The following is a 15,093-nucleotide window of genomic DNA, read 5'->3' on the forward strand; positions in this document are numbered from 1 at the left end:
ATCACACTCCAGACCATTAGCTCAAGAGGTAGCCTGCGCTTCCTGAGTGTTGCGACCCCAGACTCTGCAAGTGCTTGTTGTATTAAAGACTCATCCAGTATTTCCGACAAGCTGTGAATATTAGAATCGATAAATGATGAAATATTGGCGAAGCTATGATTAAGGGGCATAAAAAAATCCGATGACCTGTGATCATCGGATTTTGATCCTATTATGCCAAATGTCAATTGCTTAACTGATCGGCATTGCAATTAATAATTGCGCCTTTTTTGTTTTTAACTTACTAAATTTTGAATAGCTATTATACCAATCCGCTTAATTAAGTAGTCTATTTTGAGGCAATAAAACCTCGTTGATTACAAGGCAAAAATTTCGTTATTTAGTTGTTCTAAATGAGAAATTTTTAACGCAGTTAGCGACAGGTTTAATCCCTCAAAATGATTAAGTATTATTGCGGGTTGGTATTAGCTCGCCAGAGCAGCCTTCACTTTATCGCGATAGCTACGGCTTACTTTTAGTTCTTGGCCATTATCTAACACTAAAAGATATTCACCGCTTACTTGAGTTACAAGTTTGCTAATTTGCTTTGTATTAACAATGGCACTGCGATGAACTCGCACAAATAGTTGTGGATCAAGCTCTTGTTCAAGCTCTTTCATTGTTTTACGAAGGATATGTGTTTGCCCATCTTGGCAATGAAGGCACATATAATCACCAGCCGCATCAACCCATTGAATCGTAATGACTGGCACACGAACAATTTCGCCCTGCTCTTTTACAGCTAATGATTCTGGATAACGACGGTCAGCAAGGCTATCGCCCGTTGCTAACTTCTTTAAAATTTCTTCGCAATTATTGCCTGTAATACCTGCAACAAAGCTCGCTAGTTTTTTCTTATGGGCGTTATCTTGTTGCGTTTTTAAATAGGTATGCACTTTTTCTACCGCCTGTTTTAGTCTGTTGTCATCGACTGGTTTAAGAATATAATCCAACGCATGAATCTCGAATGCTTTAACTGCAAACTGGTCAAAAGCCGTTACAAACACAATAGCGGGTAATGGATTAACGCTCTCGCTAAGTGCTCTTGCAACTTCAAAACCGTTCATATTTGGCATTTGAATATCTAAGAAAACCAATTGAATATTGCCCGATAAGCATTCATCAATTGCTTCTTGACCATTGCTACATAAACGAATGACTTCTAAATCGTCAAATTCAGAAAGTCGAACAGCTAAGCCCTTTCTTGCTAGCGGTTCATCGTCAACGATCAAAGTTCTAATTTTGCTCATTTCTTAACAGCCTTTTCAAACGGAACGCGCAGATTAACTTTTAATCCACTTGGCGTATTGTCAGAGAGAACAAACGAGTAGTTGTTCTCATAAAGTGTTTTTAAGCGGTCCTGTGTATTAGCTATGCCAACGCCTTGAGAATTAACCAGTTGGCCATTTTTAAGCTCAGTGCCAGGACCATTATCGCCTACTTCCAATAATAGTTCATTTGCAAAAACTTGTGCTTTAATATCAATCACACCACCTTCATTTAATTGCGCTATCGCATACTTTATCGAGTTTTCGATAATAGGTTGGAGGATCAAGCTTGGTACCAAGGCTTCTTTTGCCTGCTCGCTTACGTCTACATTGACTTGTAAACGTTCATCAAAGCGTACTTTTTCAATTTCTAAGTACAGCATGAGGGCATGAATTTCTTGCTCTAACGGCACCTTTTTTATTGGGTCGGTATTGAGTGTGTATCGTAAGAAGTCACTCAATTTTGACACCATTAAATTTGCATCTTTGTTCTCTTTTACCAAAATTAAGGTTGAGATTGCATTTAGGGTATTAAATAAAAAGTGCGGATTAAGTTGATAGCGCAGCATTTTCAGCTGAGCTTCGTGCGCCATAGTGGTTGCTTTTAGAGCCTTTTGACGCTCACTTTGCAATAGCTGGTAATACTTAATACCAAAATACAAACCACTCCAACAAAGAATGATATAAACCGAATCTAAACCTTGTTGAAAGTAATAAAACCATTCATTTGGACGGTAACCGTGACGGTAGATTTCCCATAAATTGAATTTTTGTACAACGGCCCATAATGTGCCAGTTACATAGGAAGCACCAAAAACGACAAGCATTAATACCCAAGGTGAGGCATTCCACACTTTACGATACATATAACGTAAAGGTACTGTCATTAAACAGCCTGCATAAGCGTTTAATACAATAACAAATACGTAAATATCACGCATTTCAAAGACTTTTGAGCCGATATAATTAACTAACGCATACCCTATCCAGCCTGCAATTTGCAAAACCCAGAAAAAGCGTTGTCGATTATCAACTAATGATTGCCAATTCAAAATATCAGATTACCTTTCATAATTATTTTTATTATACCGATAGTCAAGAGAACAAAGCACTGCCGCCTATCTTAATTTTTTATAGCCTTACCGCATTCTTCAGACATTAAAAAAGCGAAGGCCACAACAGCCTTCGCTTTTTATCTGCTTTATTTTTAAGCTAGTTTATCTGAAGCCACTTTATAATTTGGATCTTCAATCACATTCACTTCAACTAAATCACGCGCATTGTGTAATAGTTGAATACAATCAGGGCTTAAATGACGCAAATGCAGTTTCTTACCGACTTTTGCGTATTTTTCTGCAAGACTGTCAATCGCTTCAATCGCACTGTGATCAGCAACACGGCTATGTTTGAATTCAATGATCACGTCTTCTGGGTCATTTTTAACATCAAATAACTCGGCAAAGTTCTTAACCGAACCAAAGAATAAAGGACCATGAAGCTCGTACACTTTAGAGCCTTGCTCATCGATGTAATTGCTTGTGTAAATGTGTTTCGCATGCTGCCAAGCAAAAACTAAAGCAGAAACAATCACACCCACACATACCGCGATCGCAAGATCTGTTACTACGGTTACGCCAGAAACAAGCACGATAACAAAAGCATCAGACTTAGGTACACGTTTCATCATTTTGAAGCTTGCCCACTCGAAGGTACCAAGAACAACCATGAACATAACACCAACTAAGGCAGCTAGTGGGATCATTTCAATGAGGCTGGCTGCAAAAATGATGAATGCTAGCAGTATGATTGCGGCACTAATACCAGATAAACGTGAACGACCGCCCGAGTTAATATTGATCATAGATTGACCAATCATCGCACAACCACCCATTGCACCGAAGAAACCACAGGTAATGTTTGCAGCGCCTTGACCAATACACTCTTTGTTACTGTGACCACGGGTTTCAGTAATTTCGTCAATTAAGGTCAGTGTTAATAACGATTCAATTAAACCAATCGCCGCTAAAACTAAAGCGTAAGGGAAGATAATTTTTAATGTTTCAAGATTAAATGGCACCATAGGAATATGAAACTCCGGCAAGCCACCGGCGATCGTTGCCTGCTCATTACCTGTCATTCCTTTTAAGAAATCTAGTACAGTGCGCGCTTCTAAATCAAAGCCTATCACAATCGCTGTTACCGTTACAATGGCAGCTAACGATGAAGGTACAGCTGTAGTTAACTTAGGTAAGAAATGAATAATAGCCATAGTTAACGCTACTAAGCCAAGCATAATATAAAGTGCTTGCCCTTCCATCCACTGTTGGCCACCCATACCGTCTGGTACTTTAAATTGACCCAGTTGCGCCAAGAAAATAACAATCGCAAGACCATTTACAAAGCCAAGCATTACAGGGTGCGGAACCATGCGAATAAACTTGCCAAGCTTGAAGATACCTGCGAGTACTTGCAGTATCCCCATCAATAAGACGGTTGCAAATAGATACTCTACACCATGATCTAAAACTAAACTTACCATTACAACGGCTAGTGCGCCGGTTGCACCAGAAATCATACCTGGACGACCACCAAAAATAGCCGTAATTAAGCCAACAATAAATGCGGCATATAAACCAACCAAAGGCTCAACATTAGCAACAAAAGCAAACGCAACCGCTTCTGGTACCAATGCCAACGCAACGGTCAGGCCTGATAGAATATCGTTTTTAGCAGAGCTTGGCGCTTTGCTGAGTAAGTTAAACATTAAGATCCTCTTTATAGTGAATGCATTTCGGCAAGGCGCAGAATTCTAGCAAAATCCGCAAAAGTTAACAATTATTAACAACAAAACGGCTAGTACCTAAAAGCACTAACCGTTTTCGAAAAATAAAACGTAGTAGAAAAAGATTAAAGAGGTAAAGACGTACTACGCTTAACGCATGTCATGGTCACGTTTGAGTGAACTTCTTGAACAAACTCGAGGTTTAGTAGGTTATCACGAACAAACTGCTCATAACCTTCAATACCTTTTGAAATAATACGAAGCATGAAGTCCATGGTACCCGCCATACTGTAACACTCGGTTACTTCATCATAGCTCATAATTAAACGCTCAAACTCAGCTAGGTTCGTTCTACCGTGGTTAGATAGGCGAACATGGGCATAAACCAACATATCAAAGCCAAGCTTTTTCTCGTCAAGCAAAGCAACTTTACCTTTGATATAACCATCTTGCTCAAGCTTAGCAATACGACGCCAACATGGAGATTGAGATAAACCAACTTTATCGGCAATTTCTGCCGTAGATAAGCTAGCATCCTGCTGTAATAATGCCAAAATTTGGCGATCTACTTGGTTCAGAGACATTTTATTTCTTTTTCTGTAAAAATACTGGTTAAATTATATAACTGATTTAAATATCAGTCTGCCTATTTTCTACTGTTTGTGCAAAAAAATTGCAACTTTATACCAATCCACTTAATTAAAAAATTAGCCATTATTGCGAGTAAATATCAACCAAAACGCCCACTAATAAATGGATTTGTTTTTCGCTCATGCCCTACGGTGGTATTCGGACCGTGGCCTGGCAAAATAGCAACTTCATCAGAGAATGATAATATCTCAGACTTAATTGATTCGATTAATTGCGCACTATCCCCTTTTGGAAAGTCAGTACGACCAACAGAGCCTTGGAAAATCACGTCACCCACTATCACCTGTTCTGAACCTTGGTGGTAAAAAACAACATGACCAGGCGTATGCCCTGGGCAATGGCGTACAGATAATTCAAGTTCACCCACTGTGATTGTATCGCCATGATTTAGCCACTTGGTTGGATAAAATGGTGTAATTGGTGCAAAACCAAACATTTGCGCTTGCATTGGCAAGGCATCAAACCAAAATTTATCATCTAAATGTGGGCCAATGATATCAACGCTAAAATGCTCTGCGAGTTGCTTTGCAGCGCCGACATGGTCTAAGTGACCATGTGTTAAATAAATTGCCTCTAATTGGCAATTTAAAGCAGCAAGTTCTGCTTGAAGTTTGTCTGCATCGCCACCTGGGTCAACCAAGGCCGCTTTATTCGTTTGCTCACAAATGATAATGCGGCAATTTTGCGCAAAGCCAGTAACAGGAACAGCTTTCACTTTCATGTTATTGTCCTTTTTGTAACTGCTCAAACGCCATTAAAATTGGGTATTTTAAATAGCCTTGATCATAAAACGGTGTACGCTCATAAAGCCAATGCAAGCGCGCATCAGCATCTTTAGCAAAGTTTTTATCTTCACGAATTTTTTTATCGAACTCTAAAGCCAATGCAGGTTTTTCTTTTAGCATTTGACGTGCGTACGGCATTAAAGCGTAATTCTCAACGTATTCAGTGCGCTGAAAAATAGTATTAAACTCGCCCCAAGCAAAGAATGAATCTGGCGCTTCTGGGTGTAGTAAGTGTGTAGCCAGTTCTGAGTATGGCTGCTCAGTTGAGACTTTGTACCAGCCGGTCATATCGACATTTTCTACGGTGTTGTAATCAAATGTCGCCTCTACACGAAAACGTCCTTCAAAAGGTGCTTTTGCAAATGAATAATCAGCAACGCTTGCTTGCGTTAATGGCTCAGAAACAGAACCATTCACTGTCGTTACCTCTACGCCGTGTAATTTAAGCTTACTTACCAATTGGCTGTACGCCGGCGGAATATAAAACGCGGTAGGAACATTAACGGTCTTTTTAACCTCTTTTTGCCAAAAAACCGGTAATGCGTCATAGTTTTTAGCTTCACCTAAATATTTAACTTCAGCTTGCCCAGACAATGCGCTTTCAGTTCTTGAATAGGCGATCCCTTTAAATTCGATGGTATCTGGCTCTTTAGCATAACCGCGTTCAACAACTAATTGTGTCGGTTTGAAATCGAGCTCTTTTTGAACCGCTTCATTAAGGGCTTTATCGTTTGCAGCTAAAGCATCAATGGCACCATCAATAAATACATAAGTACCTAATACGCGCTGCTTATAAGGTTTTAAAGAGTGGTTCTCAACTAAGATGGTCGGTAATGAACGTAAATCACCCCAGCCATTTGAAAAACGTGGTGTTGCCACCCAACCTGCTAACCCTTTTTTAAATTCCCGCTTGTCCATTACAAACACAAGTGGACCAGGAATATGCCCTGCTTTTTCAAGTTTGGCATCAATAACAGGTTTAAATAGATTATCCAGCGCTTGAGACACACTCGGTGATTCACTCGAAAAAACCGGGTTATAACCGTAGGTAACATCATATTGGTAATCAGCGCCATCGGTTACATGGACATCCACGTATAAATCTGGCTTAAATTGATTAATAACCTGCATTACACCGCGTACTTCGGGTGTATCAAGCTTAGTGTAATCACGATTTAAATTTAAATTTAGACCATTCGTTCTAAAGCCCATTTCTACTGGGCCACGCTGATTAATTCGGTTGTATTGGCTACTGCGCTCGTGACCATCAACGTTTAAAATAGGAATAAATAGAATATTGACTTTGCTCAGAATATCGCGGCGTTTACCTGTTGCAATATCGCGTAGCAACATAAACATGGCGTCTTTGCCATCAATTTCACCACTGTGAATGCCTGCTTGAATAAAGATGGTTGGCTTTGTATCAGCAACAAGTTGTTTGGCATCAAACATACCTTGCTCATTTGCCACTAACATCTTAACCGCACGACCCGCACTGCTTGTCGCAATAGTCGTTACTTTGAATTGTGTTGGGTTTGCTGCAACTAGGCGATCTACGAACGCCATAGTGTCGGCATAATTAGGCGATAAAGTGCCTTCGCTTAATTCAAAATCTGTGGTTAAAGGTCCTTTTTCTTGCATTAAAGACACACTATCGCCTTGCCATGGCAATAATGGGGGTAAGTGGCTGTCTAAAGTTACTGCAGCAGATAAAAACACTAAACTCGCAAACATATCACTCTCAAGTGCGGTACTTATTCTATATTGGGGAAATTATAACAACTAATCTGAATGGATTGCGTAAACTGCGGTGATTCAACAAAAAAATGGAGCAAACGACATACGCTATGCAAAATCGTTGTTAGTTATGAATATTAATTAAGATCAAAAAAAGGAGCACTAGGCTCCTTTTTAAACTTTATGAAAAGCGAAATTAAGCCGCTAGGCCTTCTTTTGCTTTTGCAACAAGCGCTGCGAATGCAACTTGGTCATAAACAGCGATATCTGCAAGGATCTTACGATCGATTTCTACAGAAGTCTTTTTAAGACCATTGATAAAACGGCTGTATGAAAGACCGTTTTGACGAGCTGCTGCATTGATACGTGCAATCCAAAGTTGACGGAAAGTACGTTTCTTAGCACGACGGTCACGGTAAGCGTATTGACCTGCTTTAGTAACTGCCTGGAAAGCTACGCGGTAAACACGTGAACGTGCTCCGTAGTAACCTTTAGCTTGCTTTAAAACTTTTTTGTGACGTGCACGTGCGATAACACCGCGTTTAACTCTTGCCATTTCTGAAGACTCCTATTAAGCGAATGGTAACATACGTGAAACTAGACCATGGTCATTCTTATGAACCATCATCTTAGGACGTAAGTGTAATTTACGCTTAGAAGTTTTCTTAGTCAGAATGTGACGAAGATGCGCTTGTTTACGCTTGAAACCGCCAGAAGCAGTTTTCTTGAAACGCTTAGCCGCGCCTCTGTGAGTTTTTAGCTTGTAAGCCATTGCAATAACTCCAAATGTATTGCTTAAAAATTAGCAAGCAGGCGAGAGATATAAAAATAGCTCTACTTTTAAGGCCTAACTTACTGCCATAATCCGGTGAAGGCTCACTACAAAAGCAGTGCAACCTTACTTATAACCGGTTATTTCAGGTGAACAGTAAACTGTTACTTGCAGACCTGAAATAAAATCGGTGCGTAATATACCCTGTTTATTGCTTTTTAGCAATAGGTGCCATCATCATAACCATCTGGCGACCTTCAACACGATTTGGGAATGATTCAACTTGTGAAACATCTTCTAAATCGGCTTTAACACGGTTTAATAATTCGATACCAATTTCTTGGTGAGCCATTTCACGACCACGGAAACGGATAGTGATTTTAGCTTTATCACCCGCTTCTAAGAACTTGCGTAAGTTGCGTAGCTTAACCTGGTAGTCACCTTCATCCGTACCTGGACGGAATTTGATTTCTTTAACCTGGATTTGCTTTTGCTTTTTCTTTTGTTCTTTTAGTTCTTTGCTTTTTTCAAAGATGAACTTACCGTAGTCCATAACCTTACAAACAGGTGGCTCAGCATTAGGACTGATTTCTACAAGATCTACACCCGCATCATCAGCGATAGCTTGCGCCTCTTTTAATGACACGATGCCAGCTTGCTCGCCGTCGATGCCAATTAAACGAACTTCTTTAGCTGTAATATCTTCGTTGATACGATTTTTTTGAGCTGTTTGTTGCCCTTTCTTGCCGCCTCTAATGGTACGATCCTCCAAGAATATAAAATAAAAAGCGTGTAGTTGGCTGTTTGTTTTGCCCTACACGCTCATGATTTATTGTCGATTTTTAATTTCTTCACTTACTTTTGCAATGAAATCATCAACACTAAATTTGCCTAGGTCTTCACCTGTGCGAGTGCGTACTGCCACTTCTTGTTGTTCAACTTCTTTATCGCCAACAACAAGTAAATATGGAATACGTTTTAACGTATGTTCACGGATTTTAAAGCCAATCTTCTCATTTCTCAAGTCAGCAGCGGCTCTAATTCCAAGTTTATTTAATTTTTGTACAATTTCTTGCACATAATCTGCTTGTTTGTCCGTGATGTTCATGATCACAACTTGCTTAGGAGCAAGCCACGTTGGGAACAAGCCAGCGTATTCTTCAGTTAAAATACCGATGAAACGCTCAATTGAACCTAAAATCGCGCGGTGGATCATAACAGGTGTACGACGTTCGTTATTTTCAGCAACATAAGTTGCACCTAAACGACCTGGTAATGCGAAGTCTAGCTGTACAGTACCACATTGCCATGCACGGTCTAAACAGTCATAAAGTGTAAACTCAATCTTAGGACCGTAGAATGCACCTTCACCTGGTAGGTAATCAAACTCAATGTCGTTTGCTTTTAATGCATCAGCTAGCGCAAGCTCAGCTTTATCCCACATTTCGTCTTCACCGATACGCTTTTCTGGACGAGTAGATAGTTTTACAACGATCTTCTCAAAACCAAACGTTTCGTATGTGTCGTAAACCATTTTGATACATGCAGAAACTTCATCCATGATTTGCTCTTCAGTACAGAAGATATGCGCATCATCTTGAGTAAAGCCACGTACACGCATTAAGCCGTGTAATGCACCTGATGGTTCGTTACGGTGACAACAACCAAACTCAGCCATACGTAATGGAAGATCACGGTATGATTTTAAACCTTGGTTAAAGATTTGTACGTGACCCGGACAGTTCATTGGTTTGATTGCGTATTCACGCTTTTCAGATTCAGTTGTGAACATCGCATCTGCGTATTTGTCCCAGTGACCTGATTTTTCCCATAAACCACGGTCCATCATTAATGGGCCTTTAACTTCTTCGTAATCGTACTCACGTAATTTTTCACGAACGAAGTCTTCTAGTTCACGGTAAATGCTCCAGCCATCATTGTGCCAAAACACCATGCCTGGCGCTTCTTCTTGCCAGTGCCATAAATCAAGCGCTTTACCAATACGACGGTGATCACGTTTTTCAGCTTCTTCTAAGCGTTTTAAATACGCTTTAAGTTGCTTTTTATCTGCCCATGCAGTGCCGTAGATACGTTGCAGCATCTTGTTTTCAGAATCACCGCGCCAATAAGCACCTGCCACTTTCATGATTTTGAAATGTTGACAGAACTTCATGTTTGGAACGTGTGGACCACGACACATGTCGATGTATTCTTCGTGATGGTATAAGCCTGGACGATCATCTTTCGCGATGTTCTCGTCTAGAATTTCCATTTTGTATGTTTCACCACGCGCTTCAAAAGTATCGCGTGCTTCTTGCCAGCTTACGGTCTTTTTAACAACGTCGTAGTTTGTTTTAGCAAGCTCAAGCATGCGCTTTTCGATAGCATCTAAATCATCTTGGCTTAAAGAGTGTTCCATGTCGATATCGTAATAAAAACCGTTATCGATGGTCGGACCGATTGCCATTTTTGCTTCAGGGAAAAGCTGCTTAACTGCATGACCAATAAGGTGCGCACATGAGTGACGGATAATCTCTAAACCATCATCATCTTTTGCTGTGATAATTTCTAAACGCGCATCTTCGGTGATTAAGTCACATGCATCAACACGAGTACCATTAACACGGCCTGCAATCGTTGCCTTGGCAAGACCTGGACCGATATCGCTCGCTACGTCAAATGTGCTTACTGGGTTTTCAAAACTACGCTGACTGCCGTCAGGGAGGGTAATAACTGGCATTATAAATCCTTAATACAGTGGTGATGCCTACAATGCATCACATGTAATATTTTTAAATTAATTTTTAGTAACTCTGCAACGCTTTTACGAATAAGCATTGCTATTTATGCTTGTATTTACTGAGTCTTCGCAAATACAAGCGACTATTGTCGCTGCTCACGTGCTCAAATACAAGTAGTTAGAAGAGTAAATTGACAATTAGTTAACTCATTTCATACTTAATGAGTCAGTACTTTTAGGGTGATGAAAATGCCAAACACGCGATCTTTCAAGTTTGCTACATTTAACTTATTAAATTATACCGCGCCACCCTACTCGTTTTATCAATTACATGAGCGCTATAACAATACACAATGGCTGCAAAAACAATTGTTTGTTGCTAATTTCTTAAGTGAGTCAACCCCTGATGTAGTTGCATTTCAAGAAGTGTTTAGTCAACACGCATTAGAAGTGCAGTGTAAAGAAGCGGGTTATGATTATTTTAAAACGGTCGATAGCCCGTCCCATGATGCGCTCTATCCGCAAGTGTTATTCAACCCTGTAGTTGCAATTGCGAGTAAATACCCGTTTAAATCAGCCGATGCACTGACGCCATGCCCTGAATTACTTGAGTACTTAAACAATCAAAATGAGTTCAAATTTAATCGCACACCGATTAAATGCATCATTGATTTACCTGATTTTGGTGAAGTCTGTTTTTATGTTGTTCATTTTAAGTCACAGCGTGTGCAATCAATGGCGCACATTCTTAATATTCATAACCTTGAAGATCCGCTCCTGCAGTTACTACATCAAACGGTAGGTACCATGCAGTCGCAAATCTCCCGCTCATTAGAAGCGTCTATTGTCTATTATGATGCACTGAAAACGCAGCGAGAAATGCAATGTGCAACACTTGTTATGGGGGACTTTAATGATGTACTTACCAGCCCAACTTTATCGTTTATGACTCAAGGCTTTCACCCCACTCGCTGTGAACCTTGTATAGAACAGAACGAACTTGTTGTTGGTCTGACCGACAGCTATGAGTTTAGCCGCTCATATTATGATAATAAAAACAAACCCTTTAGCCATTATTACCAAGGAAAAGGGAATGTATTAGATTATATTCTTGCTTCAGCGCATTTTAATCCCGATTGCCAAGCTTCGAAAGTTAAAGTGCTCGACTACGAAAGTTATGATAAGCATATTTCGCCAGGTAAATTAACCGAAGATATTAGTGTAAGTGACCACGGTGTTATCGCAATTAAAATTCATTTTTAAAGCACCTGTTTTTCATAACGTTAATTGCTATAATTGCGCAAATTAAGTTATTTAGAGAAAGACCATGAGAACATGTGGTGTAGAAATTACAGGTAGTGACGTACTGCTGTGCATTTTAACCAAAGACAATGATGTATTTGATATACGTGATGTCAGACAAACACGTTTTACCTTAGGCAATGGTAATGACACAGAAGTAATGCGTAAATTCCAATTTGATTTCAAAAAATTAATGGAAGATTACCAAATTGACTCTGTAGCAATCAAAGAGCGCCAAGCAAAAGGTAAGTTTGCTGGCAGCGCAAAAGGTTTCAAAATGGAAACGGCTATTCAGTTAATTGAACGCTTAGATGTGCAAATTTTATCTGCAACTGAAATCAAAGAGCAGCTTAAGCGCAACCCGGTGCCTATTGATTTTGAAGACACAGGCCTGAAAAAATTCCAAGAAAACGCATTCATTAGTGCTTACGTGTACATCATGCGTAAAACTTATAAGCAAGATGAGCCAAAAGCTTAATTGCTGCTTATTCTTAATAAAACGTGCTACGGCACGTTTTTTTATACCTCAAAAACCATCCTTTATTCTGCTTTATTAAAATTAAACTCTGTACATTAGTCTTATAAAGCTTTTCTTTGTCGACAATCTATGTTTAGTTAATCAAGTACGCATGTTTTGAAATCATCCTAAATGATTGTTTCAATTCTTTTGCATCAAGTCCATGACAACAAATTAACCGGACACGGAGAATACAATGCAGACAAAGAACACACACTGTAATGCGCTTCCACTTACTCAAAGCTATTATCAAGGCCGTACAGATATTCCTTTAATTGAAAAAACTATTGGACAGTACCTTGATAACATTGTCGACAATTACCCTGATCACCCCGCGATTGTGGTTCATCATCAACAGATCCGTTTAACCTATAGGCAATACCAGCAACAGATTAACAAGTTAGCAATGGGATTATTATCACTTGGCGTAAAACCTGGCGACCGGGTTGGTATTTGGTCTCCTAACAATATTGAATGGTGCTTAACCCAATTTGCTACAGCCAAGATTGGTGCAATTATGGTGTGCATTAACCCTGCATATCGACCAAGCGAATTAAAATACGCACTCAATAGTGTTGAGTGTTCAACACTTATCACAGCAAGTGAATTTAAAGCCAGTAATTATATAAGCATGCTGAATGAGCTCGCACCGGAGCTTGCAGATTCACAAGCAGGTAAATTAAATTTAAACGCCCTGCCACACCTAAAAAACATTATTCGTATTGGTGATGAACCTGCTGCTGGCATGTTTAGCTTTAGCGATATCATGCAGCGCGCTACAGATGCCCATAAGCTGGAGCTTGATGCCATTGCGGCCACTTTACATTGTGACCAAGATATCAATATTCAATTTACTTCTGGTACTACGGGTAACCCAAAAGGAGCGACCTTATCCCATAAAAACATCCTCAATAACGGGTTTTTGATGGCACAAGCGATGAAGCTGACACATGAAGATAAACTCTGTATTCCGGTACCTTTATACCACTGTTTTGGGATGGTGCTTGGCAATTTAGTATGTATAAGTAAAGGCGCTACCGCTGTTTTTCCGGGTGATTCTTTCGACCCTAAAACAACCCTTGAAGTTGTTGAAAAAGAACGCTGTACAGGCTTACATGGTGTTCCAACTATGTTTATCGCCGAGTTAGAGCTTAAAGATTTTGCAAACTATGACTTATCTAGCCTCCGAACAGGCGTAATGGCCGGCTCAACCTGCCCTGAGCAAGTTATGCGTAAAGTTCACTCATTAATGCATATGAAAGAAGTTGTAATTGGTTATGGCCAAACTGAATGTAGCCCGATAAATAACGTAACCGAAACCGACTCGCCTCTCGAAAAACAAGTTACCACAGTAGGCCGTGCATTAGCCCATACTGAAGTGAAAATTATCGACGAGCTGGGTGATGTTCAACAAGTTGGCTTACCTGGAGAAGTATGTAGCCGTGGTGCTGGAATTATGCGCTGCTATTGGAATGATGAAGAAAAAACGAAAGCAACAATTGATCAAGACGGCTGGTTACATTCTGGTGACTTAGGTGTGATGGACGAAGATGGCTTTGTTGCTATCGTTGGCCGGATAAAAGACATGATCATTCGCGGTGGAGAAAACATTTATCCAAGAGAAATAGAAGAAGTACTTTACACCTATCCAGGTATTCAAGATGCAGCCATATTTGGTATTAGCGATGAAAAATACGGCGAAGAAGTGTGCGCCTGGATCAAACCAAAAGATGATGCGGTACTTGATGAAAATGCCATTCGTGATTTTTTAAAAGATAAACTTGCCTATTTCAAAGTACCAAAGCACATCCGCTTTGTTGAAGAATACCCAATGACAGTAACAGGCAAGCTTCAAAAATTTAAAATGCGCGAACAAATGCAAGAACTCCTAAGCGAAAAGGCATTTTCGTAATCATTCACTTGCAAAGTACACCCTAATTTAAAGCAAGCTCAGCACCGCTGAGCTTTTTTATTTAGATATATATTTAGACACCCATTTTAAATTTGAAGAGTTAACCGAGCTTCATATATAAAGACTAAATTTATGTAGACATCCAACTTAATATTTCTCAATTTTTGGAATTACAGCTAAGCTTATAGTGTTCAACTCATGGAGGAGAAGAGCATGGCAACCCCACGTAGAAACTTAATTAGCGTTTCAAACACGCCTTATTATCACTGCATTTCACGCTGCGTTCGTCGCGCTTTTTTGTGCGGGCAAGACCCACTAACTGGTCGTTCATATGAACACAGGCGCGATTGGGTTGAAAAGAAACTACTTCAACTTGGTCGTATATTTTGTATTGATGTTTGTGCTTACGCAGTTATGAGTAACCATACTCATCTAGTACTTCATATTGATATAGCAAAAGCAAATCGTTTGAATAATAAAGCGATTCTGATTAGATGGCACAAGTTATTTAAAAGTACATTCCTTTGCCAACAATTCTTAAATGGCGAATTGCTAACAAAAGCAGAGCTTTCTGCGATTAATGCCAGA

General features: G+C 39.8%; 14 protein-coding genes and 1 pseudogene. 4 read left to right on the plus strand and 11 right to left on the minus strand.

Annotation, left to right across the window (positions count from 1 at the left end):
• From AOG27_RS21665 to thrS, 11 genes and pseudogenes are all read right to left on the minus strand, one after another.
• Positions 1 to 113: pseudogene (locus tag AOG27_RS21665) on the minus strand (transposase domain-containing protein); the annotation flags it as partial.
• Between the two features lie 351 nt (positions 114 to 464).
• Positions 465 to 1,289, minus strand: a complete 825-nt coding sequence (locus tag AOG27_RS20685; protein WP_054554883.1) for a LytR/AlgR family response regulator transcription factor — start codon at positions 1,287 to 1,289, stop codon at positions 465 to 467.
• The gene (locus tag AOG27_RS20690) at positions 1,286 to 2,359 is read right to left on the minus strand and encodes a sensor histidine kinase (protein WP_054554884.1); all 1,074 of its coding nucleotides are present in this window, start codon (positions 2,357 to 2,359) and stop codon (positions 1,286 to 1,288) included. Before AOG27_RS20690 ends, AOG27_RS20685 begins: the two co-directional genes overlap by 4 nt.
• A gap of 155 nt (positions 2,360 to 2,514) precedes the next feature.
• Positions 2,515 to 4,071: a SulP family inorganic anion transporter gene (locus AOG27_RS20695; protein WP_054554885.1), complete on the minus strand. Its 1,557-nt coding sequence runs from the start codon at positions 4,069 to 4,071 to the stop codon at positions 2,515 to 2,517.
• A gap of 143 nt (positions 4,072 to 4,214) precedes the next feature.
• Positions 4,215 to 4,673 carry an Lrp/AsnC family transcriptional regulator gene (locus AOG27_RS20700; protein WP_036968198.1) on the minus strand — a complete coding sequence of 153 codons (459 nt, stop codon included), beginning with the start codon at positions 4,671 to 4,673 and terminating at the stop codon, positions 4,215 to 4,217.
• A gap of 146 nt (positions 4,674 to 4,819) precedes the next feature.
• Positions 4,820 to 5,461, minus strand: a complete 642-nt coding sequence (locus tag AOG27_RS20705) for an MBL fold metallo-hydrolase (RefSeq protein WP_054554886.1) — start codon at positions 5,459 to 5,461, stop codon at positions 4,820 to 4,822.
• A 1-nt stretch (position 5,462) separates the two neighbouring features.
• Positions 5,463 to 7,259: a M14 family metallopeptidase gene (locus AOG27_RS20710; protein WP_054554887.1), complete on the minus strand. Its 1,797-nt coding sequence runs from the start codon at positions 7,257 to 7,259 to the stop codon at positions 5,463 to 5,465.
• Between the two features lie 199 nt (positions 7,260 to 7,458).
• A complete protein-coding gene (gene rplT, locus AOG27_RS20715; RefSeq protein ID WP_036968189.1) occupies positions 7,459 to 7,818 on the minus strand; it encodes a 50S ribosomal protein L20 in 360 nt (119 codons plus the stop codon).
• Between the two features lie 15 nt (positions 7,819 to 7,833).
• Positions 7,834 to 8,034 (minus strand): 50S ribosomal protein L35, encoded by a 201-nt coding sequence (gene rpmI, locus AOG27_RS20720; RefSeq protein ID WP_054554888.1) that lies wholly within the window; start codon positions 8,032 to 8,034, stop codon positions 7,834 to 7,836.
• 208 nt (positions 8,035 to 8,242) lie between these two features.
• Complete coding sequence (gene infC / locus AOG27_RS20725) at positions 8,243 to 8,806, minus strand: translation initiation factor IF-3 (RefSeq protein ID WP_082389338.1); 564 nt, start codon at positions 8,804 to 8,806, stop codon at positions 8,243 to 8,245.
• A 57-nt stretch (positions 8,807 to 8,863) separates the two neighbouring features.
• Positions 8,864 to 10,774 (minus strand): threonine--tRNA ligase, encoded by a 1,911-nt coding sequence (gene thrS / locus AOG27_RS20730; protein ID WP_054554889.1) that lies wholly within the window; start codon positions 10,772 to 10,774, stop codon positions 8,864 to 8,866.
• A 249-nt stretch (positions 10,775 to 11,023) separates the two neighbouring features.
• On the opposite strand from thrS, the gene AOG27_RS20735 reads away from it, so the two are divergent.
• From AOG27_RS20735 to AOG27_RS20750, 4 genes are all read left to right on the plus strand, one after another.
• Positions 11,024 to 12,037, plus strand: coding sequence for an endonuclease/exonuclease/phosphatase family protein (locus AOG27_RS20735; protein WP_054554890.1), 1,014 nt, complete (start codon positions 11,024 to 11,026; stop codon positions 12,035 to 12,037).
• 64 nt (positions 12,038 to 12,101) lie between these two features.
• Positions 12,102 to 12,554, plus strand: coding sequence for a DUF3010 family protein (locus tag AOG27_RS20740; RefSeq protein ID WP_054554891.1), 453 nt, complete (start codon positions 12,102 to 12,104; stop codon positions 12,552 to 12,554).
• A 235-nt stretch (positions 12,555 to 12,789) separates the two neighbouring features.
• Positions 12,790 to 14,505, plus strand: coding sequence for an AMP-binding protein (locus tag AOG27_RS20745; RefSeq protein ID WP_054554892.1), 1,716 nt, complete (start codon positions 12,790 to 12,792; stop codon positions 14,503 to 14,505).
• Positions 14,506 to 14,718: 213 nt separating this feature from the next.
• Positions 14,719 to 15,093, plus strand: a 375-nt coding sequence (locus tag AOG27_RS20750; protein WP_082389339.1) for a hypothetical protein, incomplete at its 3' end; no start/stop codon positions are given.

It is taken from the genome of Pseudoalteromonas lipolytica (assembly GCF_001306915.1).
In the GTDB taxonomy this organism is placed as follows: Bacteria; Pseudomonadota; Gammaproteobacteria; order Enterobacterales; family Alteromonadaceae; genus Pseudoalteromonas; species Pseudoalteromonas simplex.